This window comes from Kocuria arenosa (assembly GCF_042879215.1).
GTDB lineage: Bacteria > Actinomycetota > Actinomycetes > Actinomycetales > Micrococcaceae > Kocuria > Kocuria arenosa.
In genome coordinates this window covers 406,154-431,691 of the sequence record NZ_JBHZTA010000002.1, presented here as the reverse complement: position 1 = coordinate 431,691, position 25,538 = coordinate 406,154, and the positions used below count along the sequence as shown (strand labels likewise).

The 25,538-nt window shown below is 75.8% G+C and carries 22 protein-coding genes and 1 pseudogene; 14 read left to right on the top strand and 9 right to left on the bottom strand.

Annotated features, from left to right (window positions below):
• Nucleotides 1–4: 4 nt before the first annotated feature.
• The 3 genes from ACFYE3_RS05480 to ACFYE3_RS05470 form a co-directional block, all read right to left on the bottom strand.
• Nucleotides 5–943 (bottom strand): oxygenase MpaB family protein, encoded by a 939-nt coding sequence (locus tag ACFYE3_RS05480; RefSeq protein ID WP_387606816.1) that lies wholly within the window; start codon nt 941–943, stop codon nt 5–7.
• A gap of 104 nt (nt 944–1,047) precedes the next feature.
• A complete protein-coding gene (locus tag ACFYE3_RS05475; RefSeq protein WP_387606814.1) occupies nt 1,048–1,722 on the bottom strand; it encodes a hypothetical protein in 675 nt (224 codons plus the stop codon).
• Nucleotides 1,723–1,902: 180 nt separating this feature from the next.
• Nucleotides 1,903–2,604: an SDR family oxidoreductase gene (locus tag ACFYE3_RS05470; protein WP_387606813.1), complete on the bottom strand. Its 702-nt coding sequence runs from the start codon at nt 2,602–2,604 to the stop codon at nt 1,903–1,905.
• A gap of 220 nt (nt 2,605–2,824) precedes the next feature.
• Between ACFYE3_RS05470 and ACFYE3_RS05465 the strand changes: the two genes are divergently transcribed.
• On the top strand, nt 2,825–4,219 hold the full coding sequence (locus tag ACFYE3_RS05465; RefSeq protein WP_387606810.1) for an aldehyde dehydrogenase family protein: 1,395 nt from the start codon (nt 2,825–2,827) through the stop codon (nt 4,217–4,219).
• Between the two features lie 96 nt (nt 4,220–4,315).
• Here ACFYE3_RS05465 and ACFYE3_RS05460 read toward each other — a convergent pair whose 3' ends face one another.
• The 3 genes from ACFYE3_RS05460 to ACFYE3_RS05450 form a co-directional block, all read right to left on the bottom strand.
• A complete protein-coding gene (locus tag ACFYE3_RS05460) occupies nt 4,316–5,023 on the bottom strand; it encodes an AfsR/SARP family transcriptional regulator (protein ID WP_387606808.1) in 708 nt (235 codons plus the stop codon).
• A 175-nt stretch (nt 5,024–5,198) separates the two neighbouring features.
• The gene (locus tag ACFYE3_RS05455; protein WP_387606805.1) at nt 5,199–6,881 is read right to left on the bottom strand and encodes an ABC1 kinase family protein; all 1,683 of its coding nucleotides are present in this window, start codon (nt 6,879–6,881) and stop codon (nt 5,199–5,201) included.
• The gene (locus ACFYE3_RS05450) at nt 6,878–8,029 is read right to left on the bottom strand and encodes a hypothetical protein (RefSeq protein ID WP_387606804.1); all 1,152 of its coding nucleotides are present in this window, start codon (nt 8,027–8,029) and stop codon (nt 6,878–6,880) included. Before ACFYE3_RS05450 ends, ACFYE3_RS05455 begins: the two co-directional genes overlap by 4 nt.
• A gap of 192 nt (nt 8,030–8,221) precedes the next feature.
• Between ACFYE3_RS05450 and ACFYE3_RS05445 the strand changes: the two genes are divergently transcribed.
• Nucleotides 8,222–9,646 (top strand): hypothetical protein, encoded by a 1,425-nt coding sequence (locus ACFYE3_RS05445; RefSeq protein WP_387606802.1) that lies wholly within the window; start codon nt 8,222–8,224, stop codon nt 9,644–9,646.
• A gap of 66 nt (nt 9,647–9,712) precedes the next feature.
• Complete coding sequence (locus ACFYE3_RS05440; protein WP_017834330.1) at nt 9,713–9,916, top strand: hypothetical protein; 204 nt, start codon at nt 9,713–9,715, stop codon at nt 9,914–9,916.
• Nucleotides 9,917–10,046: 130 nt separating this feature from the next.
• On the opposite strand, the gene pepN is transcribed toward ACFYE3_RS05440, so the two are convergent.
• A complete protein-coding gene (pepN, locus tag ACFYE3_RS05435; RefSeq protein WP_387606800.1) occupies nt 10,047–12,671 on the bottom strand; it encodes an aminopeptidase N in 2,625 nt (874 codons plus the stop codon).
• Between the two features lie 121 nt (nt 12,672–12,792).
• Here pepN and ACFYE3_RS05430 point away from each other — a divergent pair, with 121 nt between their 5' ends.
• Both ACFYE3_RS05430 and ACFYE3_RS05425 read left to right on the top strand, forming a co-directional pair.
• On the top strand, nt 12,793–13,251 hold the full coding sequence (locus ACFYE3_RS05430; protein WP_387606798.1) for a DUF2243 domain-containing protein: 459 nt from the start codon (nt 12,793–12,795) through the stop codon (nt 13,249–13,251).
• On the top strand, nt 13,248–14,108 hold the full coding sequence (locus ACFYE3_RS05425) for a cytochrome c oxidase assembly protein (RefSeq protein WP_387606796.1): 861 nt from the start codon (nt 13,248–13,250) through the stop codon (nt 14,106–14,108). Before ACFYE3_RS05430 ends, ACFYE3_RS05425 begins: the two co-directional genes overlap by 4 nt.
• Here the strand turns inward: ACFYE3_RS05425 and ACFYE3_RS05420 are convergent.
• Nucleotides 14,038–14,310, bottom strand: a complete 273-nt coding sequence (locus ACFYE3_RS05420) for a hypothetical protein (protein ID WP_387606795.1) — start codon at nt 14,308–14,310, stop codon at nt 14,038–14,040. The two genes, ACFYE3_RS05425 and ACFYE3_RS05420, sit on opposite strands and share 71 nt — an antisense overlap.
• On the bottom strand, nt 14,307–14,666 hold the full coding sequence (locus tag ACFYE3_RS05415; protein ID WP_387606793.1) for a hypothetical protein: 360 nt from the start codon (nt 14,664–14,666) through the stop codon (nt 14,307–14,309). The genes ACFYE3_RS05420 and ACFYE3_RS05415 overlap by 4 nt, the downstream gene beginning before the upstream one ends.
• Nucleotides 14,667–14,843: 177 nt before the next feature.
• On the opposite strand from ACFYE3_RS05415, the gene ACFYE3_RS05410 reads away from it, so the two are divergent.
• The 9 genes and pseudogenes from ACFYE3_RS05410 to ACFYE3_RS05375 all read left to right on the top strand — a co-directional run bounded on the left by ACFYE3_RS05410 (nt 14,844) and on the right by ACFYE3_RS05375 (nt 25,466).
• Nucleotides 14,844–15,827 carry a polysaccharide pyruvyl transferase family protein gene (locus tag ACFYE3_RS05410; protein ID WP_387606790.1) on the top strand — a complete coding sequence of 328 codons (984 nt, stop codon included), beginning with the start codon at nt 14,844–14,846 and terminating at the stop codon, nt 15,825–15,827.
• Nucleotides 15,828–15,876: 49 nt separating this feature from the next.
• Nucleotides 15,877–17,514 (top strand): carbamoyltransferase family protein, encoded by a 1,638-nt coding sequence (locus tag ACFYE3_RS05405; protein ID WP_387606788.1) that lies wholly within the window; start codon nt 15,877–15,879, stop codon nt 17,512–17,514.
• Entirely contained in the window at nt 17,511–19,148 is a 1,638-nt protein-coding gene (locus ACFYE3_RS05400; RefSeq protein ID WP_387606786.1) for an HAD-IIIA family hydrolase, read from the top strand. Before ACFYE3_RS05405 ends, ACFYE3_RS05400 begins: the two co-directional genes overlap by 4 nt.
• 2 nt (nt 19,149–19,150) lie before the next feature.
• On the top strand, nt 19,151–20,254 hold the full coding sequence (locus ACFYE3_RS05395) for a glycosyltransferase family 9 protein (RefSeq protein WP_387606784.1): 1,104 nt from the start codon (nt 19,151–19,153) through the stop codon (nt 20,252–20,254).
• Nucleotides 20,242–21,201 carry a glycosyltransferase gene (locus ACFYE3_RS05390; protein ID WP_387606782.1) on the top strand — a complete coding sequence of 320 codons (960 nt, stop codon included), beginning with the start codon at nt 20,242–20,244 and terminating at the stop codon, nt 21,199–21,201. The genes ACFYE3_RS05395 and ACFYE3_RS05390 overlap by 13 nt, the downstream gene beginning before the upstream one ends.
• Nucleotides 21,198–22,376: pseudogene (locus ACFYE3_RS19095) on the top strand (glycosyltransferase); the annotation flags it as partial. The gene ACFYE3_RS05390 and the pseudogene ACFYE3_RS19095, both read left to right, overlap by 4 nt.
• 141 nt (nt 22,377–22,517) lie before the next feature.
• Entirely contained in the window at nt 22,518–23,048 is a 531-nt protein-coding gene (locus ACFYE3_RS19090; protein ID WP_449274655.1) for a D-sedoheptulose-7-phosphate isomerase, read from the top strand.
• Nucleotides 23,045–24,457: a PfkB family carbohydrate kinase gene (locus tag ACFYE3_RS05380; protein WP_387606778.1), complete on the top strand. Its 1,413-nt coding sequence runs from the start codon at nt 23,045–23,047 to the stop codon at nt 24,455–24,457. The genes ACFYE3_RS19090 and ACFYE3_RS05380 overlap by 4 nt, the downstream gene beginning before the upstream one ends.
• A complete protein-coding gene (locus ACFYE3_RS05375; RefSeq protein WP_387606775.1) occupies nt 24,447–25,466 on the top strand; it encodes a glycosyltransferase family 9 protein in 1,020 nt (339 codons plus the stop codon). The genes ACFYE3_RS05380 and ACFYE3_RS05375 overlap by 11 nt, the downstream gene beginning before the upstream one ends.
• Nucleotides 25,467–25,538 lie beyond the last annotated feature (72 nt).

Here is a 25,538-nt window from a genome sequence, read left to right as displayed (position 1 = left end):
GGTCTCAGAGCAGACCGAGACGAGCGAGACGTCGGCGTGCGGCCGCCTCGCTCGGCCCGGTCTCGCCGAGGGCCCTGCCGACGACCGCCAGGGTGAGCCCGGCGGCGCCCCGCACGGGCAGCGGCACGGGTCCCAGCCGGGGACGCTCGAGACGGAGCAGGCCCAGCCGGTCCTCGGGCAGCGAGTCCACGACGGCGGCGAACAGGGCGCGGTAGCCCGGCAGCAGGACCGGGTCCAGGGGAGGGCGGCGCAGGAACGCCACGACGTCGTCCACCCGGGGGCCCCCGGCGAGACGGGGTCCGAAGCTCCGGAGGCGCGCGTCCAGCTCGGCCTCGGAGCGCGGCGGCCGCTCGACGCCCATCAGCCGGCCGGCCACGGCCCACTCCCGCACGTAGGCGTCGGGTCCGCCCGGGATCGGTCCGCCCCAGCGCTGGTGGGAGCGCAGGAAGGCGTCCGTGAACGCCAGGTGGACCCAGTCGGCGAGGTCGGGATCGTTCGCGCAGTACGGGTGCCGCACGCCGTCGGCCCCGGTGTAGGTGCCGCGCACGCTGTCGTGGACCCGGCGGACGTGCGCCGAGGCCCGCCGCGCGGCGGTCGTGTCCCCGTACGTGACGGTGAAGATCCACCGGATGGTCCCGGCCAGGCGCCCCAGCGGGTCGCTCCGGTAGTCCGAGTGCTCGACGACGCCGGCCAGCGCCCCCGGGTGCAGGGCCTGGGTGAGCAGGGCGCGCACGCCCGCCGGGATGGTCGCCATCGAGCCGTGCACCGCCCACACCGCCGAACCGGGCCGGAAGTGCCCGGCGTCCTGGCCGTCGGCCAGCGCCAGCTCCCACTCCGGCACGCGCTCCGCCTGTCCGGCGAAGGTCGTGCGCAGCCTGTCCTGCAGCGGCGCCATCAGTCCCACGTCGAGCCCCTCCCGTCCCCGGTCATCGGTCGGGTCCATGATGGTCGACGCCTCCGACATCCGCGGCGCCGCGCGGCCCCCGGAGAGGGCGGCACCACGGTTCCCGGGACCGGAGCGGACCGACGACGGGCCGGCCGGCCCGGTCAGGACGGCTCCGGCCCCGTCCCGGTCAGCGACGCCAGGGACCCGCCCTCGAGGAAGCGCACGAGGGCGGGCGAGCGGGTCACCACCGTCTCCTGGTAGCGGCCCGGCAGCTCGGGATCCTTGCCGATGACCAACTGCTCGACCTGGTCGTCGTGGAACATGGCCAGCGTCCCCCGCAGCAGATCCAGCGCGGTCCCGTCGCAGAGCATGTCGCGGACGGCGCCGGGCACCCGGAGGGTGCGTGCGCCGTCCAGGACCACGTTGACGAAGTCGGGGGTGTCGCTCTCCGACCAGTGGGCCGTGGACGCGGCCGCGACCGCCCCGACGGCCTCGACGGCGAGGGTGACGACGATGGTCGCCTCGCTCAGCGCGGCCTGGATGTCCACCGCGCGGCACCGGTCGCGGGACCTGCGCCAGCGGCGCGGGCGCGTGCGGTCGACCACCAGGTACTCCAGCTGCAGCCTGCCCCGGCAGTCCTCCAGGAAGGCGACGGTGACGGTCTCGGCGGGGCAGTCCCCCCGGACGGCGGCGTAGGCCCGCCGCAGCAGGTCCTGGAGGTCGGTGGAGCCCCGGCCGAGCGTGCGCGCCGAGAGACTCACGGGCCGGCCGTGGTCGTCGAGGCAGCGCACCGTGATCGGGACGCGTGCCACCGTGGTGTCGGGGAGGGGGTCCACGCTGACGTCGGGCCTTCCTGCTGGGTCGGGGAGTGACCCCAGTCTAGATGCGCACTCATGGTCCACTGCTGTTCGACGCGTGGCCCGTTGTGGGGACAACGACACTCCCACCTGCGGCGACGGCCGGGCCCGGCGGTGCTTCCACCGTCCGGCCCGGCCGCTCCTCGGGGCGGGTGCCGATCAGGGCCAGGAGCCCTCCTCGGCGTGGGCGATGAACAGTTCGCGGATCTCGCAGCCGCGGGGCTGGGCGAGGGCGAACAGGACGGCGTTCGCGACGTTCTCCGGCTCGTTGAGCTGGGAGTCGTCCTGGGGCTTGTACTGCTCGTCCCGGTCGTCGAAGAAGCGCGTCTTCATGCCGCCGGGGATGAGCTGGGTGACGCCGACCTCGCCCTTGAGCTCCGCGGCGAGGGCCTGGCTGAAGCCCAGCACCCCGAACTTGGACGCGCAGTACGCCGTCGCGTCCGAGACGCCCTTCAGGGCCAGGGTGGAGGCCACCGTGATGACCCGGCCCTGCGACTCCCGCAGGGCGGGCAGCGCCGCGCGCACCGTGGACACGGTGCCGAACAGGTTGACCTGCACGACCTTCTCCCACTCGGTGCTCGCCACGTCCTCGAGCCGTCCGCAGCGGTCGATGCCGGCGGCGGTGACCACCGCGTCCAGCCCGCCGGCGGCCTCCACGGCCCGGCGCACCGTCTCGGTCACCGCGGCGGTGTCCGCCACGTCGACCTCGTAGGCGGTGACGCCGCCGAGCGCGCTGATGTCCCGGTCCAGGACGATGGGGGTGCCGCCGTTGTCGCGGACCGCCTCCGCCACGGCGGCGCCGAGCCCGGAGGCACCGCCGGTGATCAGCACCCGGCCGGGATTGGTGGACTGGAAACTCATGCAACTTCCTCTCTGCTGGGCACGGCCGCGCCCGCGGCCGGTGCCGCGGGCGGGCGTGCTGCTCCTGGTCGGAACAGGGGCAGGCCCCGCGGGTGCGGCGGCCTGGTCACTGCTACCGTAACCGGTCCCGGGCCGTTCGTAAGTATGCTCATCAGGACTGCCCCGGGGTGTCCGCACGCGCAGGACCGGAGGACGCCCGCCCGAACGGAGAAGGAGTTCCATGACCACCGCAGCACCCGCCACCGCCCCGACGACCGAGCTGACCGTGCTGGATCCCCGGGACGGGTCCACGGTCGGCACCGTGGCCGCCGCCACGGAGGAGGAGGTCCGTGCCGCGGTCGCCACCGCCCGCGGCGCCGCCCGGGACTGGGCGCGGACCGCCCCCGAGGAGCGGGGGAAGGCCCTGCGCGCCGCCGCCGACCGCCTGGCCGAGCACGCCCAGGAGCTCGCCGAGCTCAACGCCCGCGAGACCGGCAAGCCCGTCGAGGAGTCCCTGGGCGGGGTCATGGCCGGGGTCGGCACGCTCCACCAGTACGCGGAGCTCGGCCCGGTGCACCGGGGCCACAGCCTGCGCGGCAGCGTGCTGGCGGCCGACTACACCGTCGCGGAGCCGCGCGGCGTCGTCGTCGCCCTCACGCCCTGGAACGACCCCGTGGCCGTGGCGGCGGGCCTGCTCGGCGCCGCGGTCGTCACCGGCAACACCGTGCTGCACAAGCCCAGCGAGCGCTGCCCGCACGTCGGGGCCCGCCTCGGGGAGATCCTCGCCGAGGCCCTGCCCGCCGGTGTGCTCGGCACCGTCACCGGCGGCGCCGCCGTGGGGGAGCTGCTCACTGCGCTGTCCGACGTCGACGTCGTCGCCCACGTCGGCTCCACCGCCACCGGGGAGGCCATCGCCCGAGCCGCGGTCGGCACCGGCGCCCACGTGCTCCGGGAGAACGGCGGCAACGACGCCCTCGTGGTCGACGACGACGTGGACCCCGTCTGGGCCGCCGGGCAGGCCGCCCTCGGCGCGTTCGCCAACTCGGGCCAGATCTGCGTGGCGGTCGAGCGGATCTACGTCCACCGCGGCGTCGCCGAGCCGTTCCTCGCGGCGCTGGTCGAGGAGGCGCGCCGGCGCAACACCGACGGCACGCTCGCGCCGCTGGTCGACGAGCGGCTGCGCGAGGAGGTCCACCGCCAGGTCGCCGACGGTCTCGCCCAGGGGGCGGTCGCGCTCGAGGGCGCGCGGGTCCCCGAGGGTCCCGGTGCGTTCTACCCGGCCACGGTCCTGCGCGGGTGCACCCCGGGGATGACCGTGATGACCGAGGAGACGTTCGGGCCCGTGGCCCCGGTCCAGGTCGTCGACAGCTTCGACGAAGGGCTCCGGCTGGCCGCCGCCGACCGCTACGGGCTGGCCGCGACCGTGCTCACCGGGCGGATCGCCCACGCCCAGCGCGCCGTGGCCGAGCTGCCGGTGGGCACGCTGAAGGTCAACAACGTCTTCGGCGGCGCCCCGGGCGGTGCCGCGCAGCCGCGCCGGGCGTCCGGCGCGGGCTTCGGCTACGGGCCGGAGCTCCTCGACGAGATGACCCAGGTGAAGGTCGTGCACCTGGAGATGCCGCCCGTCGCCGGGTGAGCGTCGGGTGAGCGCCGGCTGAACGCTGAAGGGCGCCGACCGGGTCCCGGGTCGTGGCGGCTGCTGCCGGTCCGCAGGACCGCGGTGGCGGGGACGTCACCGCCGGCGCAGGGGCTCGAGCAGCCCCCGGACCCTGTCCGAGGGCTGCTCGCCCAGGTCCCGCGCGAGGTCCGAGCGGTGGTCCTGGAACACCCGCCACGCCTCGGTCTCGTTGCCGAGAGCCAGGTGCGCGCGGATCAGCAGGCTCACGGAGCTCTCGCGCAGGGGGGCGCCGTCACGGACGGTCCGGGCCAGCGCGAGGGCGTGGTGGACGTCGCCGCGGAGGAGGCAGAGCTCGGCCCGCTCCTCGACCGCGTTGACGTAGAGCTCCTGCAGCCGCGCCTGCTCGTCGACCACCCAGTCGTCGTACCAGCCCGGCAGCAGCACCACGCCGGGGCGGTCCAGCACCCGGGCGTCGTCCCGCTCGGCGGACCAGGACGCCACCGGGCGCACGACCAGCTCGAGCAGGCGGTGCAGGTCCACGTCCACCGCCTCGGAGAGCGCGAGGGTGCCGCCCCGGCACACGAGGGCCCCCGGCACGCGCCGGGACAGGGTGAAGACGGCCGCGCGCAGGCTGCCGAGGGCGTGGTCCTCCGGGCACTCGGGCCACAGGAGCCCGGCGAGGTAGTGCCGGGACCGGGGGCCGTGGATCGCCAGGGCCGCCAGGAGCCGCTGCTGCCGCGTCCCGGTGTGCACCCTGGTCCCCTGCACGGAGGCGTCCCAGCTCCCCAGCAGTCGCAGCGAGATCGTTCCCCGGTCGCCCATGACCTTGCTCCCCCCCGGCTGACCGGGCACAACGTCCGTGCCTGCGCGTCACCGCCATGCTGGGCCGCGGCCTGGGGGAAGTCAACGACATGTCATGACCCGCGGCGATTGCGACCGTCCCGGGCCGTGCCGGAGGGGACCGGGACGGTTGGCGGCCGGGTCGTGGCGCGGGGGCTCAGAAGCGGCGGCGGACCCGGATGGTGTTGGCCAGGCGCCGGACCTTGGGCACGTTCGTGGAGAGCACGAGGTAGCCGGTGAGGGTGCCCACGGTGGTCGCGCCGCCGGCGATGAGGGGGGTGTGGAACTTCCCCCACCGCTCCGGGTCGGACGCGAGGATGTGGGCCATGCCGTTGATGGACGCGGCGATCACCGCGCCGGCCACCACCTGGTGGCCGATCTTCTCGCCGCGCTTGAGCAGCGGCTCGAACTCGTCGGCGCGCAGGTGCACGTCGAAGCCGCCGCGCTCCAGCACCACGATGAGCCGCCGGAGGTACTCGGGGGCCTCGATGCCCATCTGCACGGCGTCCTGCAGGACGTCGCGCACCCGCTTGGCGAGGATCTCGGGGGAGAGCCGGTGCAGCACGAACCGCTGGGCGTACGGGGAGAGGACCGAGACGAGGTCGAACTCCGGGTCCAGGCCGGTGCCCACGGACTCCGCCGTGACGAGCATCCGCAGGAACAGGGCGGACTCGCGCGGCAGGTGCATCCGGTAGCGGCGCAGCATCCCGATGAGGTCGCCCATCAGGTGGCCCACCCGCACCTCGTGCAGGGGTTTGTTCGAGTAGCGGCGCAGCAGGACCGCCACGTCCCGCTCGAGCTCCTTCTTGTTGACGTCCAGTTCCTGCGAGGTCAGCCCGAGCAGCCCCGCGGCGACCCGCCGGGGGTTCTCCTGCACCACGCCGAGCATGAGGGTCACCAGGTGGTCCCGGAACTCGTCGGTGAGGGTGCCCATCATCCCGAAGTCGATGATGCCGATCCGTCCGCCGGTCTCCACGAAGAGGTTGCCGGGGTGGGGATCCGCGTGGAAGAAGCCGTGCTCGAAGATCATCCGGCAGATGGCCTCGGTCGAGTCCACGGCCAGCAGGTGCCGGTCGAGCCCCGCGTCCTCGAGCGCGGGGTAGTCGTTGATCTTGATGCCCCGGACCCGCTCCATCGTGAGGATCCGGGAGGTGGAGGCCTCCCAGAAGATCTCCGGGATGTGCACCCGGGGGTCGCCCATGAAGTTCTCGGCCATCCGCTGGGCGTTGCGCGCCTCCGTGAGGTAGTCCAGCTCGTCCCGCAGGGACTGGGCGAACTCGTCGGCGAGGCCCACGAGGTCGAAGTGCTGCACGGCCGGCCAGTAGGTGGACAGCAGCTTGGCCAGCTCCGCGAGGATCTCGAGGTCGCGGTTGACCTCCTCGACGACGCCGGGGCGGCGCACCTTCACGATGACGTCCACCCCCTTGTAGACGGCCGAGTGCGCCTGGCCGATCGAGCCCGTGGCCAGGGGCACGGGGTCGATCTCGGCGAGGATGTCCTCCGCCGCGGAGTCGGGCTCCGACTCGATCATCGCCCGGATCTGCTCCGGCGGCACCGCGGGCGAGTTGTCCTGCAGCCGGGTCAGCTCCTGCACGTACCGCGGCGGCAGCAGGTCCGGCCGGGTCGAGACGACCTGGCCGAGCTTCACGAACGTGGGACCGAGCTCCTCGAGCGCCTGCCGCAGGTGGACGGGTTGGCTGTAGAGCTTGTCGGGGTCGATGAGCCGGACCCGGGCCAGCGGTGCGCGCCACTCCTCCTTGATCCCGCCGAGGGCGAAGCCGAAGCCGTGCTTCGAGAGGACCTCGAGGATCTGGAGGAAGCGTTCCCGGCGGCTGATCATCGGCGGGCCACTCCGGTGCTCATCCGGGCCAGGTAGAAGGACATGAACCCGGTCGCGACGGCCACGATGAAGCACAGCGCGCTCACCAGCGGCTCGATGCCGAGGAAGACCACGCCCACCCCGCCCAGCAGCACGGTCATGGCCAGCAGCACCCACACGGCCACGTGGACCCGGCCGAGCACGCCGGTCCCCGGGCCGGCGGAGGAGCGCTGGGCCGTCACCTCGTCGTCGTGCGGGGCGCGCTCGGCGCCCCCCGCGGCGGACACGGCCAGGCCCTTGCGCCACTTCTTCGCGTTGCGCGAGCGGTCGGCCTCGGCCGGGACGTAGGCGTCCGGGACGGGGTGGCTGCCGCCGGGCGGCAGGAGCTCGGGGACGTCGTTGGGCAGCTGCTCGAACCACTCCGCGGGGATGTCCTCCGGGCGGGCGGCCTGGAGGGTCATCGAGACCTCGAAGGCCGAGCCGCGGATGGTGCCCCACACCGCGGTCAGCTTCTCCTGCTGGAAGGCGTGGTCGATGATCGGGATGAACTGCTGGGACATCTGCGTGGAGAGCCGGCCCACCTGGCGGCGCTCGTAGAGCACGTCGACGATGTCCAGGGTCTGCCCGTGGTGGTTGCGGACCTTGTTGGTCTCCAGGGTCAGCATCACGCGGCCCTCCCCGGACGGGGGGATGACGCTGTGCAGGTACTCGGCGAACTCCTGCTCGTCCAGGACCTTGATCGACGGGCCCTGCGGCAGCACCGCGGCCTGCGCCGGGGGCGTGTTGAGCGGGAACAGCAGGTCCGGGGCCGCGATCGACAGCCGCGCCGTGGCGTCGACCTCCGCCTGCCCGTCCTGGCGCAGGACCGTGGCCTCCAGCTTCAGCGGCGCCACCGGCGTGTACCCGGACGCGATGACGCGCGCGAGATAGGGCCAGTACCGCTGTGCGTCCTGCTGGGCGAGGTGCCCGATCTTGTTGGGCCCGATCCGCACCGAGACGGTGTGGGGGTCGAAGGGGTTGTCCGGCTCCGGGACCAGCGCCGCGTTGCCCGTCCAGGTGCGCAGCTTGCCGAAGGACAGACCGCCGAACACCCGCATGATCTCGGTGTCGTAGAAGTTCTCCGTGACGATCTCCAGAGAGCCGCGGTCGTTGAGCGCGTAGTCGGTCATGGTCTCCCTCGATGGAGCTGGGGCATCAAGTCGTCAATAGCTTCTCACGATTCCCGGGACGCCCGGTCCATCGCCCGGCCCGTACGGTGTCCGCGCTGACTGGTGCAATGATGACCGATCAGGACACCGGGCGGGCCCCGGTGACCGCCCCGGGACGAGAGCCGGACCGGGGTCCGGAGAGGAGGCGCGCGGATGTCCCAGGGCCAGGTCCCCCCGCCCGAGCCCGGCCGCCCGGCGGTGGACGTCGACGTGCTGCGCACGCTGTTCCTCAGCCCCGCCGACTGGATCCACCGCCGCGTGGAGTCCGTGCTGATGAGCCCCGACGGCGTCACCCGCCGGAAGGTCTCCCTCGACGTCGACCTCGCCGCGCGCGCCCCGTGGCCGGCCGACGCCGCCGGCCGGCTGCTGGTGCCCGTGACCATCCAGGCCAAGCAGCCCCTGCGCAACTTCGACGCCGTCTGTCAGGGCGACCCCGTCCCGGTCCTCAGCACGGAGGACAACGGGGCGCTCGCCGAGCTGCTCCTGCGCGGGCTGATCCCGGAGCAGCTGCCGCCGGCCGAGGCGGCCGTCCTGGCGGACGACCACGTCCCCGCCATCGTGCACGCCCCCGAGCTGCTCGTGGAGGACGCCCTGGACGGGTTCTGGGCCTACTGCGAGCACCTGCGCGCCGTCGTGCAGGAGCTCGTCGACCGGGGGAGGCTGCCGGCGGAGGACGCCGAGCACTGGGACGCCGACCTCGCGCTGTTCACCACGGTGGCCGACCAGCTGGCCCGCGGCTTCCTGCTGACCTTCGCGCTGCCCGCGGAGTTCGCGGGGCGCCGGCTCGTGCTCAAGTACTCGATGGACGAGCAGTACGCCGCCGGCCGGAGACCGCGCGCCCGGGACCGGCTGCGGCACTGCTGGATGCCCTGGGTGGGCCGGGTGGGTCTCCACGACCTCGCGTCCTGCCGCAGCTTCCACCTGGAGCTGACGGTGCCCGCGGAGGTCCGGCTGCACGAGTTCACGGTCCTCTCGCACGAGGGCGGCCGCCCCGGGGGGCCGGGGGGATCGCACCGGGCGGTGGACCGGGTGCTCGCCGAGGACCGCGCCGTGCGGCGGTGGCCCGGGGCCGTGCGCGGCCACCTGGCGCTGCGGCCCACGTCCCGGTTCGACGACGCCTTCTGCGAGATGGTGATCCTGCCGGCGCGGCAGGGGATCACGGCGTTCGCGTCCGTGGCGGTCAGCCTCATCACGGCGGTCCTGCTGCTCGTGGGGCTCGTGGCGACCGTGCGGGAGCACATCCTGGGGCCGGACTGGCAGGTGCCCTCCGCGGCGGCGTCGGTGGTGATGTCCGTGGTGGCGGTGCTGCTGTCCTGGATCAACCGGCAGCCGGAGCACGACCTCTCCGTGCGCGTGATGCGGCCCCTGCGCTACGCGCTGAGCCTGGAGGCCCTGGTCGTGCTGATGCTGGCCGGTGCGGCCTCGGTCCCCTTCACCCCGGGGGCCACCGCGGCGTACTGGTCGGTGCTCGTGCTGCTGCACGTGCTGTCCCTCGTGCTCGTGGCGCGCACCTGGTGGGTGCGGCGGTCCGTGGACCGGGGCCGGTACACGTCCCGGGCGCGGCGGCACGGCCGATGACCGGCGGCGCTCTGTTCAGTGGGGCGGCGGCCTCCTACACTGGAGGTGTCACGGAAAGGATCCACCATGGCCTATGACGCCCGGACCGGTCCGCAGGCGCCCCAGCCGCGCCGCGAGCACCGCAACGACTCCAAGGTGAACCTGCTGCAGCTGGGCAACTCGTCGATGTCGCTCGGCCAGAGCCTCGACCGGCGGGTCTTCAAGTCCAACGAGGACGCCCAGCGCGCTGTCGACCGCGTGCTGCGCCGCTCGGGGCGCCCCGCCACCTGACGCCGCCTCGGCCCCGCCCGGAGCACGGGCAGGTGCCCGCCATCGGCCGGTCCCGCGGACGGCCACCATGCCCCCGGTGCGCACCGGGGGCATCGTCATGGTCCGGAGGGCACGGCGTGCGGGTGGGGGATCAGGGGCGCGCCGCCGCCTGCGCCCGCAGCGCCCGCAGCAGGTGGTCGCGCTCCTCGACCAGGATCCGGCGCAGGGCGGCGGGCGCCCCGCTGTGGTTGCTCAGCCACAGCTCCGTGCGGGCGAGCACCGGGTGGTGCTCGGGGTTGTGGCCCGGCTCGAGGTCGGCGCCGGCGGGGTAGAGCCCCTGCACGATGCGGGTGGCCATCCCGATGGACCGCCGCGCCCACACCTCCTCCAGCATGACGAAGTACTGCTCCCGGTACGGCTCCACCAGCTCCGCCGGCCCCAGCCGGAAGCCCTCGATCGTGGCGGTCAGCAGGTCGTTGGACAGCTCGTCACCGGTGATCGCCTCCCACGCCTTCGCCTTGGCACGGGGGAGCGGGCGGGCGGCGCGGGCCCGGGCCCAGCCGACCTGCCCGGTGCGGGTCCGGTCCGCGGCGCGCTCCTGCTCCAGGGCGGCGTCCAGCCCGGGGTCCTCGCCGTGGCCCGTGGCCGCGAGCGCCGTCCACAGCGCCCAGCGCAGGTCCGAGCCCAGCCGCAGCCCGGGCAGCGCGTCCCGCCCGCCGAGCAGGTCGCGCAGCCAGCCGGCGTGGCTCCCGTCGCGGCGGGCCGTGCGGGCGGTGAGCCGGGCGAGGGCCAGCTGCCGGTCGCTGCCGGGATCGGCCCGGCGCAGCTCCCGCACGGCGGCGTCGAGCAGCCGCCCCCGCAGCCGGTCCCGCCGGGCGGTCGGGGTGAACCGCTCGACGGCCTCCACGGCGTGGTCCACGGCGGTGGAGAACATCCCGGTCTGCGGCTCGGCGAAGCCGTGGTCCAGGACGGCGCCCACCCAGTCCCCGGGATCGAGCTCGGCGTCCCGGGCGGCGTTCCACAGCCCCGACCACAGCTGGGCGCGGGCCATGTCGTCCTCCACGGAGGACAGGGAGCTCAGGGCCGTGGTGAGCGAGATCGGGTCCAGGCGGGTCTTGGCGTAGGTGAGGTCCTCGTCGTTGACCACCAGCAGGGGCGCGGTCGAGCCCACGAGCTCGGGGACCTCCACGGAGGACTCGGCCGGCAGGTCCACGCTGACCGTGCCGGTGCGCACCAGGACGTCCCCGGGGCCGCGCTCGTAGCCGCCGAGCAGCAGCCGGTGCGGGCGCAGCACTCCGGCCCCGGGGTCCTGGAGCAGCGCCGCGAAGGTCACCGTGCCGTCGTCGTCCCGGGCGAGGTCCAGGGCCAGCGAGGTGACGCCGGAGGTGCCCAGCCAGGACTCCGCCCAGCCGCGCACGTCCCGCCCGGAGGCCTCCTCGAGCACGGCCAGGAAGTCCTCCAGGGTGGTGGACCCGTAGGCGTGGCGGCGGAAGTAGGCGCGGCACGCGTCGACGAACGGGTCGTAGCCCACGAACGCCACCAGCTGCTTGAGCACCGCGGCGCCCTTGGCGTAGGTGATGCCGTCGAAGTTCTGCCGGGCGGCCTCGAGGTCCTGGATGTCGGCGACCACCGGGTGCGTGGTGGGCAGCTGGTCCTGCCGGTAGGCCCAGGCCTTCCGGCGGTCCGCGAACGCGATCCACGCCTCCTCGAAGTCCGTGGCCTGCACGGACGCGTGCGCCCCCATGAACTCCGCGAAGGACTCCTTGAGCCACAGGTCGTCCCACCACGTCATGGTGACGAGGTCCCCGAACCACATGTGGGACATCTCGTGCATGAGGGTGTTGGCCCGCCCCTGGTACTGGGCGCGGGTGGCCCCGTCCGGGAACAGGTACTCCTCGGTGAAGGTCACCAGCCCGGGGTTCTCCATGGCGCCGAGGTTGTACTCGGGCACGAACGCCTGCTCATACTTCCCGAACGGGTACGGGTAGCCGAACAGCTCGGTGAAGAACGTCAGGCCCTGCCGGGTGAGGTCGAACAGCTCCCGGGCGCCGGTGCCCGCGTCCAGGTGCTCCGCGAGCGAGGCGCGGCAGTACAGGGCCAGCGGCACGGACATGCGGCTGCCGTCCTCGAAGGAGTGCCGCCACTCGCCCGCGACCCGGTGGTACGGGCCCGCCAGCACCGTGGTGATGTACGTGGAGATCCGCTCCGTGGGGGCGAACTCGTGGCGCACCGCGCCGGGCCGCTCCGCCTCCGGGGTGGCGGACACCGCCATGCGCACCCCGTTGGAGGAGACCTGCCAGCCGTCCGGGGCCAGGACCGTGAAACGGAACGACGCCTTGAGGTCCGGCTGCTCGAAGTTCGCGAAGACCCGGCGGGCGTCCGCCGGCTCGTACTGGGTGTACAGGTAGACCCGGCCGTCGGCCGGGTCCACGAACCGGTGCATGCCCTCACCCGAGCGGGAGTACAGCCCCCGCCCGGCCACCGTCACCTCGTTGGTCGCCTCGAGGGAGGGCAGGCGTACCCGCGCGCCCTCGACGACGTCGTCCGGGTCCAGCTCCCGGCCGTTGACCGTCACCGACTCCACGGAGTGCCCGATGAAGTCCAGGAACGTCTGGGCGCCCTCCTCGGCGCCGAAGCGCACCGTGGTCACGGACCGGAACGAGTCCGCCTCCGGGTCGGGTGCGGTGGACAGGTCCAGCAGGACGTCGTAGCTCTCCACGGCGACGAGCTCGGAACGGTCGGAGGTCTCGCGGCGGGTCAGGTTGTCGTTGCGCACCGTGCCATTGAACCACCCGGGGCGGTCCGCCCGCCGGGCCCCGGGCAGCCGGGCCCTGGACAGCCGACGGGGCCACCGTAGGCTGGACCGCGACCCCGCCCGTCCGCACCAGGAGGACCCCATGGCCGACCAGGACCGCCGGACCCTGCTCGCCGGAGCGCTGCTGGGGGCGGGCATCGCCGCCTCCGTGGTGGACCTCGCCGTCTTCCACCTGCTCCTGCACTGGCACCACTTCTACGACCTGTCCACCACCGGAGTCGCCCTCGCCTCGGACGGGCTCTTCCACGCCTTCGGCTGGTTCGTCACGGTGGGCTCCCTCTTCCTGCTCGCCGACGTCCGACGCCGGGGTGCCCCGGCCTGGGGCCGCTGGACCGGGGCGCTGCTCGCGGGCCTCGGCGCGTTCCAGCTCTTCGACGGCGTGGTCCTGCACAAGGTGCTCAGGATCCACCAGATCCGCTACGACGTGGACCTCCTGGTCTACGACGCCACCTGGATCGGCACGGCCGTGCTCGCGCTCGCGGCGGGACTGGTGCTGCTGCGCCGGACCCGCCCGGCCCGCCCCGTCCGCCCGGGGCGATGACCCACGCCCACGGTGCCACCGGCTGGACCCTCCTCGACGGGACCGTGCTCGTCCTGCTCGCCCTGGGCGCTGCCGGCTGGGCCGCGGGGCTGTGGGCGGCACGGCACCGCGGCCCGTGGCCGGTGCACCGCACGGTGCTGTGGTTCGCGGGGCTGCTCTGCGCCGGAACGGCCCTGGTCGGCCCCCTGGCGGAGGCCGCCCGCACCGGCTTCACCGCCCACATGGCCGGGCACCTGCTGCTGGGGATGGCCGCCCCGTTCCTGCTGGTGCTCGCCGCCCCCGTGACCCTGGCGCTGCGCGCGCTGCCCGTGGCCCGCGCCCGGGTCGTGACCCGTCTCCTGCGCACCCCGGCCGTCCGGGCGGTGACCCATCCGGTGGTGGCCGGCACGCTCAACGCGGGGGGCCTGTGGGTGCTCTACACCACCGGGCTGTACGGCCTCATGCACGCCTCGGTGCCGGTGCACGCGGCGGTGCACCTCCACGTCCTCCTGGCGGGCTGCGTCTTCACCGCCGCCGTGGTCGGGGTGGACCCGGACCCGCACCGGGGCTCGTTCCCGCTGCGCGCGGCGGTGCTGGTCGGCTTCGTGGCGGCCCACTCGGCGCTCGCCAAGCACCTGTACGGACATCCTCCGGACGGGGTCGGGACGTCGGACGCCCGCACGGGCGCGCAGCTCATGTACTACGGCGGGGACGTCGTGGACGTGGCGCTGATCGTCGTGCTCTTCGCCCAGTGGTACGCCCGACCCCGCGGCGGGGCCTTTCGGTCGGTCGTCCGAGGGAGCCGGGTCACGCCCCGGGGGCCGCGTCCCGGCGGGCCTCCAGCGCCGCCACGAGCTCCTCGTGGCGGTCCTGGGTGACCGGGTGGGGGCCGTCGGGGTTCACCAGGTACTCGTGCTCGAGCTGGCACACGACCCTGCTGTGCAGGACCTGCAGCTCCACGAGGGACAGCGCGGAGAGCTCCGCGGGGAAGTCGTCGTCCGGGCTCAGGCACGTGTCGCAGTCCCCGTGCCCCTCCGCACCGGTGCCCGACGGGAACGGGACGACGTCGACGCCGCTCACGCCGCCACCCCGCCCTGCTCGGTGCCGTTCCAGCGCGCGGGTGCCGGGGGTTGCGGACGGGCCGGCCCGGGGAGGCCGAACGGCTCCGGCCGGGTGAGCACCTGGACGTCACCTCCCGGCTCCGGGGCGGGGCCGTGGTCGAGGGACCACCGCAACAGGTCGAGGCCGCCCGGGTCCACGTGCTGGGCGCCCGTGAGGTCCACGGTGACGGTCGCGCCCGGGAACAGGTCGCGGGCGCGGCCGACGAGCGGGGTCAGGGTCCGGTGGTTGCGCTCGGTGAGATCGCCGGTGACCACCAGGTGCACGCACCGGGTGTCCAGCTCGATCTGCACGACGACGGACAGGGGGTCATCCATGGAGGGGTCCTTCCACGACAGGACGTCACGGCCGGATGCTCGACTCGTGCCATCGAGCCTAGACGCCTGTGACCTGGGTCACCAGTCGCTGTGCCGACTCGTTACCGGACGTGACGGTGCCCACAGTCCGACCGCGGGGTGGTTCCCGGCCCCGGTCCGGCCGGTAGCGTCGACGCCATGCGCACACTCGTGGTCGGTTGGTCCAGCGTCCTGCACGGCGAGGCGACGGCAGGTGACGTCCTCGCCATGGACGCCGTCGCCGACTCCCTCGGCACGGCGGGCGTCCCGCACGACACCGCCTGGAGCGCGGTCATGTGCCCGCCCGGCGGGCTGCGGCTGGACGACGTCGAGCCCGCGCGCTACACCCACCTGCTGTTCGTGTGCGGGCCCGCGACGGGACGGTCGGTCGCCGAGCTGCACGAGCAGTTCGCGCACTGCCGCCGGATCGCGGTCGGGGTCAGCGTCCTGGACCCCGAGGACCCGGTGACCGCCGGGTTCCACCGCGTGATCGCGCGCGACCGCCCCGGTGCCGGCGCCCGCCGGGACCTCGCCGCGCGGGCCGTGCCCCAGCTCGTGCCCGTCCTGGGCGTCTACCTCACCGGCGGGCAGCACGAGTACGGTGCCCGCCGCCGGCACGACGCCGTCCGGTCCGGGCTGGAGGAGTGGCTGGGCCGGGTCGACGCCGCCCGGCTGACGCTGGACACCCGCCTGGACCCGCGGGACTGGCGGCTGCCCGCCACCGCGGCCCAGGCCGGGTCGGTCATCGCCCGCCTCGACACCGTGGTGAGCATGCGCCTGCACGGTCTGGTCCTGGCGCTGCGGGCCGGGGTGCCCGTGCTCGCCGTCGACCCCGTCGCGGGCGGCGGGAAGGTCACGGCCCAGGCGCGGGCCTGGGACTGGCCGGCCGTGGTCGGCGCGGACGAGCTCGACCCCGGCCGGCTCGACGAGCAGCTGCGCTGGTGCCTGTCCCCGGCCGGGCGTGCGGCGGCCGAGGAGAGGGCGGCGATGGTCCCGAGCGGCTTCGAGCAGCTCGACGAGCTCGTCGGGGAACTCCTCGGGGACCTGTCCGGCGAGCCGGGCCGCGACGCCGACGACGAGTTCGACCGGGAGCTCGGCCCGGAGCTGCTCGAGGCGGCGGAGACCGGGCCGCACCGGGGCTGACACGGCCCCTAGATCAGCCGCCTGATCATTCTGTGCCATACTCCGATCCATGAACTACCTGGGCATCAACGCGATTTTTCACGACCCCGCGGCGGCTCTCGTCGTGGACGGCAGAGTGGTGGCCGCGGCCGAGGAGGAGCGCTTCTCCCGCCGCAAGCACGGCAAGCGCCCCGTGCCGTTCTCGGCGTGGGAGCTGCCCGAGCAGGCGATGCGCTGGTGCCTCGCCGAGGCGGGACTGACGCCCGCGGACCTGGACGCCGTCGGCTACTCCTTCGATCCTGCCATCGCCGCCGAGATGCCGGACGACCCGTACGACCCGGTGCGCGTGGACTACGCCCGGCGGGCCGCCGGGTTCCTCGCCGAGGCCCTGCCGGGCCTGGACCGCGGAAGGGTCCGCTTCGTGGAGCACCACGTGGCCCACGCCGCCTCCGCCGGCCTCGCCGCCCCCACCCGCACGAGCAGCGTCCTGGTGGTCGACGGCCGCGGCGAGGCGCACTCGCACCTGGCCGGCCGCTACCGGGACGGGGAGCTGGAGATCCTGCACCGCCAGGCCCTGCCCGAGTCCCTCGGCCTGCTCTACGAGTCCCTGACCGACCACCTGGGCTTCCTGCGCTCGAGCGACGAGTTCAAGGTCATGGCCCTGGCCTCCTACGGCGAGCCCCGCTTCCTGCCCGAGCTGCGCGAGACCGTCCGCGCCACGGGCGACGGCGGCTTCCGCGCGCAGGCGCCCGACTGGACCCGCTTCGCGCCCCGCCGGATCGACGACGGCACCTGGGGCGGCGACCACGCCGACCTCGCCGCCTCGGTGCAGGCCGTGGTCGAGGAGGTCCTCGTGGACCTCGCCACCTGGCTGCACGAGCAGACCGGGGACACGGTGCTCACCATGGCCGGCGGCACAGCCCTGAACTGCGTGGCCAACTCCCGGATCTGGCGCGAGACGCCCTTCGAGGAGGTCTGGGTCCAACCCGCCTCCGGGGACTCCGGGACCGCGCTCGGCGCCGCCCTGCACCTGGCCCAGGAGGCCGGTGACCTCGGCGCGCCCCAGCCCACCGCGGCTCTCGGGCGCAGCTGGTCGGGCGAGGAGCTCGCGCAGTGGCTGAGCACCGCGCAGGTGCCCTTCACCACCCCGGACGACCTCGCGGGCGAGGTCGCCGACATCCTGGCGGACAACGGCGTGATCGCCTGGTTCGACGGTCGCAGCGAGTTCGGCCCCCGGGCGCTGGGCCGCCGCTCCCTCCTGGCGAACCCCATGCACTCCGACAACCTCGAGCGGCTCAACGACGTCAAGGGCCGGGAGCAGTTCCGGCCCGTGGCGCCCATGGTCCTCGAGGAGCGGGCCGCGGAGATCTTCGGCGGTGGGCCGATGCCCAGCCCCTTCATGCTCTTCGTGCACGACGTGGCCCCCGAGTGGCGCGACCGGATCCCCACGGTCACCCACGTGGACGGCACCGCCCGGATCCAGACGGTCAACGACGAGGACAACGCCGGGATCGCGGCCCTGCTGCGGGCCTTCGACGAGCGCACGGGCGTGCCCGTCGTCGTCAACACCTCGCTCAACACGGCCGGCCGGCCCATGGTCGACGACCCGCGCGACGCCCTCGAGCTCTTCGGCTCCGCCCCGGTGGCCGCGCTCGTGCTCGGCCCGCACCTGGTCCGCCGCGCCTCCCTCTTCCAGGAGGCCAAGTGACGGCCGCGCCCGCGACCTACGCCGTCGTCGTCCCCTCCGTGGGGCGGCCCACCCTCCAGTGGCTGCTGGACACCCTCGCCGCCCAGGACGTCGACGCGGACCACCCCGGACCGCTCGAGGTCGTCGTGGTGGACGACCGGCGCGGGGACGTGGAGCCGCTGCGGCTGAGCGTGCCCGGCACCGTGGCCTGGACCGTGCGCACGGTGCGCGGCTACGGGCGCGGCCCGGCCGCCGCCCGCAACCGCGGCTGGCGCGCCGCCCGGCGCTCCGGCGCCGAGTGGATCGCGTTCCTCGACGACGACGTCGAGCTGCCCGCCGGCTGGGCCCAGCGCCTCGCCGAGGACCTCGCCGCCTGTGGGCCGGAGGTCGGCGCGACCCAAGGCCGCATCGACGTCCCGCTCCCCGACTCCCGGCGGCCCACGGACTGGGAGCGCAACACCGCCTCCCTGCAGGACGCCGACTGGGCGACCGCGGACATGGCCTACCGCACGGCCGCGCTCGAGGCCGTCTCCGGCTTCGACGAGCGCTTCCCCCGGGCCTACCGGGAGGACGCCGACCTCGCGCTGCGCGTGCGCCGGGCCGGGTGGCAGCTGGTGCGCGGCCGGCGCCGCATCACCCACCCCGTGCGTCCCGCCGACGACCTCATGAGCCTGCGTGTGCAGGCCGGCAACGCCGACGACGCCCTGATGCGCCGCCTGCACGGACCCGACTGGCGCCGTGCGGCCGAGGCCCCTCCCGGCGGCTTCCGCTGGCACGCCGCGACGGTCGCCGCCCTGGTTGCCGCGGGCGCGGGCGCCGGCGCGGCGCTCACCGCCACCGCCCTGGGCCACCGGCCCGCCCGGCGCTCCGCCCTGACCGCGGCCGGCACCGGCGCCGCGGCGTGGGGCTGGCTGACCGGTCGGTTCGTGCTGCTGCGCACGGTCCCGGGCCCCCGTCCGGGCGACCCCGAGTTCCTGCCCGAGCTCAGCCGCATGGTCCGCACCAGCGTCACGATCCCCGTGGCCGCCGTGCGGCACAAGACCCGTGGCTGGTGGCGGCACCGGGGGACCGGGCCCTGGCCCGTCCCGGTGCGCGCCGTGCTCTTCGACCGGGACGGCACCCTGGTCCACGACGTGCCCTACAACGGCGACCCGGACGCGGTCGAGCTCGTCCCCGGGGCCCGGGAGGCGGTCGACGCCGTGCGCGCGGCCGGGCTGCGGGTGGGCGTGGTGTCCAACCAGTCCGGCATCGGCCGCGGCCTGCTGACCCGCGATCAGGTCGACGCCGTCAACGCCCGCGTGAGCGAGCTGCTCGGCCCCTTCGACACCTGGCAGCTGTGCCCGCACGCCCCGGAGCAGGACTGCGCGTGCCGCAAGCCCCGGCCCGGCATGGTGCTCGCGGCCGCCGCGGAGCTCGGCGTGGACGCCTCCGAGTGCGTGCTGATCGGCGACATCGGCGCCGACGTCGAGGCCGCCCAGGCGGCCGGCGCCCGCAGCGTCCTGGTCCCCACCCCGGTGACCCGTGAGGAGGAGGTGGCGGCCGCCCCGGCCGTGGCCCGCACCCTGCGCGAGGCCGTTGCCGCCGCCCTCGCCCCGGCGGCGGACGAGGGGACGCCCGACCGGCCCGACGCCCGCCCGGCCGGGACCCGGGGCTGAGCATGGCCCGCACCCTCGCCGTCCGCCTCGACTCGGACGGGGACGTCCTGCTGACCGGGCCCGCGGTCCGGGCCCTGGCCCGGTTGGGGAACCCGGTGGACCTGCTGGCCTCCCCGTCCGGTGCCGCCGCCGCCCGGCTGCTGCCGGACGTGGCCGAGGTCCTCGAGTTCTCCGCGCCGTGGTCGGGCTTCCGGCCCCCGCCGGTGGACCCGGAGGCGACCACGGCCCTGGTGGAGGACCTCGCCTCCCGCGGCTATGACCTCGCCGTGGTCTTCACGTCCTTCCACCAGAGCCCCCTGCCCATGGCGCTGCTGGCCCGGCTCGCCGGGATCGACCGCGTGGTCGCGACGAGCGGGGACTACCCGGGATCGCTGCTGGACGTCCGGCACCGCCGCGCGGACCCGCCCGGCGGCGGCCACGAGGTCGAGGCGGGGATGGAGCTCGCCGTCGCGGCCGGGGCCCCCGAGCCCACGACCGCCGACCTGCGCCTGGCCGTCCGCCGCCCGCTCCCGGAGCTGCCGGCGGAGCTGTCCGCGCTGCCGGACGGCTTCGTGGTGCTGCACCCCGGCGCCTCCGTCCCGTCCCGCGGGCTCACCGCCGAGCACGCCGGGGCCCTCGCGGCGGGACTCGCCGCGGCCGGGCGCGCGGTCGTGCTCACGGGCGGGCCGGCGGAGCGCGAGCTCACCGCCGCCGCCCGCGCCGCCGCCCGTGCCGCCGCGCCCCGCGGCACGGTGCTGGACCTCGCCGGGCGCACCGACCTGCCGGGCCTGGCCTCCGTGCTGGACGCCGCCGCGTGCGTCGTCGTGGGCAACACCGGTCCCGCGCACCTCGCCGCGGCCGTGGGCACCCCGGTCGTCTCCCTCTTCTCCCCGGTGGTGCCGCCCGAGCGGTGGGCGCCCTACGGCGTGCCCGTCGTGCTGCTCGGGGACCAGGGGGCGGACTGCCGCGGCTCCCGCGCCCGCGACTGTCCCGTGCCCGGCCACCCGTGCCTGTCCTCCGTGTCCCCGGCCGCCGTGCTCGCGGCCGTCGAGGAGCTGACGGACGGCGGCCCGGGGGCCCCCGCCACTGTTCCCGAACCGGAAGGAGGACCCCGGTGCGCATCCTGACCTGGCACGTCCACGGATCGTGGACGACATCGTTCGTGCACGGTTCCCACACCTACCTGCTGCCCGTCGTCGCCGACCGGGGCCCGGACGGCCGCGGCCGCGCCGAGACCTGGGACTGGCCGGCCGCCGCCGTCGAGCACACGCCCGAGGAGCTGGCCGACGCCGATTTCGACGTGGTCCTCCTGCAGCGCCCCCACGAGCTGGAGCTGCTCGAGCGGTGGACCGGGCGCCGGGCGGGGACCGACGTCCCGGCGGTCTACGTGGAGCACGACACCCCGCGGGGGCCCGCCGTGGCCACCCGCCACCCCCTGGCCGAGCGCTCCGACGTCCCGGTGGTCCACGTGACGCACTTCAACCGGCTGATGTGGGACAACGGGGACGCGCCCACCGAGGTCGTGGAGCACGGCGTCCTGGACCCCGGCCCGCTCTACACCGGCCGCACGGCCAGCCTGGCCGCCGTGGTCAACGAGCCCGTCCGGCGCGGGCGGATCGCGGGCACCGACCTGCTGACCGCGCTGGCCGAGGAGCTGCCCGTGGACGTCTACGGCATGGGGATGGACCGGCTGGCGGAGCACGCGCCCCACATGGCCGGGCGGCTGCACGAGAACTATCCTCAGGAGAAGCTGCACGCGGCGCTCGGCGAGCACCGGGCCTACTTCCACCCCTACCGGTGGACGAGCCTGGGACTCGCGCTGCTGGAGGCCATGACCATCGGGATGCCGGTGCTCGGGCTCTCGACCACCGAGGCGCCCCGGGCGGTGCCGCCCGGGGCGGGGCTGCTCTCCAACGATCCGGAGGCCCTCGCCGCGCAGGCGCGGCAGTGGCTGAACGACCCCGACGCGGCGGCCGCCGCGGGCACCGCCGCCCGCGAGCACGCCCTGAGACACTACGGCGCGGACCGCTTCCTCGCGGAGTGGGACCGCATCCTGGAGAAGGTGACAGCATGAGAATCGCAATGGTCTCCGAGCACGCCAGCCCGCTGGCCGCGCTGGGCGGGGTCGACGCCGGGGGGCAGAACGTCTACGTGGCCGCCCTCGCGGAGGGTCTCGCCCGGCTGGGCCACGACGTCGTCGTGTACACGCGCCGCGACGCCGCCGGCCTGCCCGACGAGGTCGAGCTCGCCCCCGGGGCCCGGGTGGTCCACGTCCCCGCGGGGCCCCCGAGCCTCCTGCCCAAGGACGACCTCGCCCCCTACATGGACGAGTTCGGCCGCTGGCTCGCCCGCGACTGGGCCCGCCGCGGCGTCCCCGACCTCGTGCACGCCCACTTCTGGATGTCCGGGATCGCGGCCCGGCGCGCCGCGGAGACCCTGCGGATCCCCGTGGTGCAGACCTTCCACGCGCTCGGGGCCGTCAAGCGCCGGCACCAGGGCGCGGCCGACACCAGCCCCACCGGCCGGCTCGCGGCCGAGAACGAGATCGTCGCGGCGGCCGACCTCGTCCTGGCCACCTGCCGCGACGAGCGGGCCGAGCTCCTGGCCCTCGGCGGGGACCTCTCCCGGATCGACGTGGTCCCCTGCGGCGTGGACCTCGACGCCTTCGCCCCCGCGCCCGCGCCCACCGGCGACCGGCGGCCCCGGATCGTGGCGCTCGGCCGGCTCGTGGAGCGCAAGGGCGTGGACGTCGTCGTGCGCGCCCTCGCCGAGCTGCCGGACGCGGAGCTCGTCGTGGCCGGCGGTCCCGACCGCGCCGAGCTGGACCGCGACCCCGAGGCCCTGCGGCTGCGGGCGCTGGCCCGGGAGCTCGGCGTGGCGGAGCGCGTGGAGCTCCTCGGCCGCGTGGACCACGATGCCGCCGCCGCGCTGCTCGCCACCGCGGACGTCGTGGCCTGCACCCCCTGGTACGAGCCGTTCGGCATGGTCCCGCTCGAGGCCATGGCGTGCGCCCGCCCCGTGGTGGGCACCGCCGTCGGCGGCCTGCTCGACAGCATCGAGGACGGCACGACCGGCCTGCACGTCCCCCCGCGGGACGTCGCCGGGACCGCGGCCGCCCTGCGCACCCTGCTGGAGGACCCCGAGCTGGCCGCCCGCATGGGCCGCGCCGGACGGGAGCGCGTGGAGCGGCTCTTCGGCTGGCGGCAGGTGGCCCAGGAGACCGAGCGCGCCTACGCCCGCGTGGTCGCCCGGCACCGCCGGGAGCACCCGCCGCTGCTCGGGCAGACGGAGCGCTGGCTCGGCGCCCACCTGGACGAGCTGGCGGTCGCCGCCCGCGACGCCGCCCAGCACGCCGACGTGGTGGACCGGTGGGGCGCCCGCCTGGCCGGGATGCTCACGGACGGCGGGCGCGTGCTCGCCGTGGGCAACGGCGGCAGCGCCGCGGAGGCCCAGCACTTCACCGCGGAGCTCGTCGGCCGCTTCGTCGACGACCGGCGGCCGCTGTCCGCCGTGTGCCTGTCCGCGGAGACCTCGAGCCTGACCGCCATCGTCAACGACTACGGCGTGGAGGAGGTGTTCGCCCGCCAGGTCCAGGCGCACGGGCGGGCGGGCGACGTGCTCGTCGTGCTGTCCACCAGCGGGCGCAGCCCCAACGTGCTGGCCGCGGCCGAGCGGGCGCGGGAGCACGGACTGCACGTCTGGGCGCTCACCGGCCCCGGTCCCAATCCGCTGACCGAGCGGGCGGACGAGTCCCTGACCGTCGCCGCGCCCAGCACCTCGGTGATCCAGGAGGTCCACCTCATGCTGCTGCACGCCGTCTGCGCCGCCGTCGACGCCCGGCTGGCACCGGCCGCCGGGACCGCGGAGCCCGCCGGGACCGGGACGCCGACCCGGACGGCCGTCCGGGCGGGGGCCGCATGAGCGCCGCGCGCATCGTCGTGGTGGGCGACGCCCTGCTGGACCGGGACGTCTCCGGCTCCTCCACCCGCCTGAGCCCCGACGCCCCGGTCCCCGTGGTCGACGTCGACGACGTGTTCGCCAGCCCCGGCGGCGCCGGCCTCGCCGCGCTGCTGTGCGCGGAGCCCCCGTCCGTCGGCGCCGTCCCGGCGGCGGTCGACGTGACCCTCCTGGCCCCGGCCGCGGACGACGCCGCCGGCCGGGAGCTGGCCGGGGCGCTCGGCGACGTCGCCCTGGAACGGCTGGGGCACGAGGGCGGGACGCGCACCAAGACCCGGATCCGCAGCTCGGGGCAGACCCTCGTGCGCATCGACGAGGGCGGGCCCGGCACGCCGGTCGGCGTCACCGCCGCGCGCGTGGCCGCCGTCCTGGCCGGGGCGGACGCCGTCCTGGTCTCCGACTACGGGGGAGGCGTCACGCGCGACCCCGCCGTGCGCTCCGCGCTCGAGGAGCACGCCCGCACCGGCGTGGTCGTCTGGGACCCCCACCCGCGCGGCGGCGCCCCGGTGCCCGGGTGCACGCTCGTCACCCCGAACGCCGCCGAGGCGGCGGCCGCCCTCCAGGGCGCCGCGCCCGGGTCCGCCCGGGACCTCGCCGGCGCGCTGCGCCGGCACTGGGCCGCCCGCGCCGTGGCCGTCACGGCCGGCGCGGACGGCGCGTACCTGGCCACGGCCACCGGCACCGAGCTGGTGCCCGCGGCGCCCGTGCAGAACACCGACCCCTGCGGGGCGGGGGACCGGTTCGCCTCCGCGGCGGCCCTCGCCCTGGGCGGCGGGACGCACGTGACGGCCGCCGTGGAGACCGCCGTCGAGGCCGCGGGCCAGTGGGTCGCGGCCGGTGGCGCCGCCACCTACCGCACCCGCCGCGCCGCCGGCGTCCACGCCAGGCCGGTCCTGCACCCCGGCGCCGAGCGGCTGCCCCGCGAGGTGCAGGAGCTGCTGAGCGAGGTGCGCGGCCGGGGCGGGACCGTGGTGGCCACCGGCGGCTGCTTCGACGTCCTGCACGCCGGCCACATCGCCTCCCTCGACGCCGCCCGCCGGCTCGGCGACGCCCTCGTCGTGCTGCTGAACTCGGACGACTCCGTGCGCCGGCTCAAGGGCCACGGCCGGCCCGTGGTCGGCGAGGCCGACCGCGCCCGCGTGCTGGGCGCCCTGCGCAGCGTCGACGCGGTCGTCCTCTTCGACGAGGACGACCCCCGCGCGGCCCTCAACCTGCTCCGCCCCGACGTGTGGGTCAAGGGCGGGGACTACACGCCCGAGCAGCTGCCCGAGGCCGTCGACGTCCGCGGCTGGGGCGGCCGCGTCACCGTGCTGCCCTACCTGTCGGGGCGTTCGACCACCGCGATCCTGCAGAAGGCCGGCCGTGAGCGCTGAGCCCGCCACCGCGGCCGGGGCCGTGGCCGGGACGGCACCGGGCCGGTGGGCCGTGGACCCCGCGACGATCGGCCCGGGGGACGTGCTCGTGCTGCGGGCGCTCGGGCTCGGGGACGCCCTGACGGCCGTGGCCCCACTGCGGGGCGTGCGCCGGATGCTGCCCGACCACCGGATCGTGCTCGCCGCGCCCGCGGGCGTGGGCGCCTGGCTGGCCGGGCTCGGCGTCGTCGACGGCGTGCTCCCGGTCCCCGGGCTCGTCCCGCTGCCACCGACCCCCGGCGGGCACGTGGCCGTGAACCTGCACGGGCGCGGGCCGCTCAGCCACGAGCTGCTGCTCGCCTCCCGCCCCGAGCGGCTCGTCGGCTTCGCCGCCCCGGAGGCCGGCCACGATGGTCCGCCGTGGCACCCGGACGAGCACGAGGTGCGGCGCTGGTGCCGCCTGGTGGCCGGCGCCGGAGGGCCGTGCGGCCCCGGGGACCTGCGCCTGCGCGACCACCGTCCCGCGCCCGGGGACGCCCCCGTGCTGATCCACCCGGGCGCCGCCTCCGCCGCGCGGCGCTGGCCCGCGGAGCGCTGGCGGGAGGTCGCCGCGGACCTGGCCGCGGACGGGCACCGGATCGTGGTGACCGGCTCCCCGGCCGAGGCCGATCTCGCCGCCGCCGTGGTGGCGGGGATCGACGCCGCGGAGAACCGGTGCGGGGCACTGGACCTGGACGGTCTGACCCGCACCGTCGGGGCGGCCGCCGCGGTGCTCAGCGCCGACACCGGCGTGGCCCACGTGGCCACCGCCCTGGCCGTGCGCTCCGTGGTGCTCTTCGGCCCCACGCCGCCGGCCTGGTGGGGGCCTGCCGTGGACCCCGACCTGCACACCGTGCTGTGGCACGGCGACCCGGCCGCGCGGGCGTGGGGCGACCCCCACGCCGACCGGCTCGACGAGCGGCTGGCCGCCGTCAGCCCGACGGAGGTCCTGGCCGCGGCCCGGGCTCAGCTGGGCGCCTCCCGCACCTGACCCCGGCGGACTCCCGGCCCCGAGCCGTCGGGGCCCGCCCACCGATCTCCGACCTGCGACCCCTGACCTTCG

Coding starts and splice junctions, on each gene's coding strand:
- ACFYE3_RS05480 (WP_387606816.1), bottom strand. CDS start 943: ATGGACCCGACCGATGACCGGGGACGGGAGGGGCTCGACGTGGGACTG.
- ACFYE3_RS05470 (WP_387606813.1), bottom strand. CDS start 2,604: ATGAGTTTCCAGTCCACCAATCCCGGCCGGGTGCTGATCACCGGCGGT.
- ACFYE3_RS05465 (WP_387606810.1), top strand. CDS start 2,825: ATGACCACCGCAGCACCCGCCACCGCCCCGACGACCGAGCTGACCGTG.
- ACFYE3_RS05460 (WP_387606808.1), bottom strand. CDS start 5,023: ATGGGCGACCGGGGAACGATCTCGCTGCGACTGCTGGGGAGCTGGGAC.
- ACFYE3_RS05455 (WP_387606805.1), bottom strand. CDS start 6,881: ATGATCAGCCGCCGGGAACGCTTCCTCCAGATCCTCGAGGTCCTCTCG.
- ACFYE3_RS05450 (WP_387606804.1), bottom strand. CDS start 8,029: ATGACCGACTACGCGCTCAACGACCGCGGCTCTCTGGAGATCGTCACG.
- ACFYE3_RS05445 (WP_387606802.1), top strand. CDS start 8,222: ATGTCCCAGGGCCAGGTCCCCCCGCCCGAGCCCGGCCGCCCGGCGGTG.
- ACFYE3_RS05440 (WP_017834330.1), top strand. CDS start 9,713: ATGGCCTATGACGCCCGGACCGGTCCGCAGGCGCCCCAGCCGCGCCGC.
- ACFYE3_RS05430 (WP_387606798.1), top strand. CDS start 12,793: ATGGCCGACCAGGACCGCCGGACCCTGCTCGCCGGAGCGCTGCTGGGG.
- ACFYE3_RS05425 (WP_387606796.1), top strand. CDS start 13,248: ATGACCCACGCCCACGGTGCCACCGGCTGGACCCTCCTCGACGGGACC.
- ACFYE3_RS05415 (WP_387606793.1), bottom strand. CDS start 14,666: ATGGATGACCCCCTGTCCGTCGTCGTGCAGATCGAGCTGGACACCCGG.
- ACFYE3_RS05410 (WP_387606790.1), top strand. CDS start 14,844: ATGCGCACACTCGTGGTCGGTTGGTCCAGCGTCCTGCACGGCGAGGCG.
- ACFYE3_RS05405 (WP_387606788.1), top strand. CDS start 15,877: ATGAACTACCTGGGCATCAACGCGATTTTTCACGACCCCGCGGCGGCT.
- ACFYE3_RS05395 (WP_387606784.1), top strand. CDS start 19,151: ATGGCCCGCACCCTCGCCGTCCGCCTCGACTCGGACGGGGACGTCCTG.
- ACFYE3_RS19090 (WP_449274655.1), top strand. CDS start 22,518: ATGCTCACGGACGGCGGGCGCGTGCTCGCCGTGGGCAACGGCGGCAGC.
- ACFYE3_RS05380 (WP_387606778.1), top strand. CDS start 23,045: ATGAGCGCCGCGCGCATCGTCGTGGTGGGCGACGCCCTGCTGGACCGG.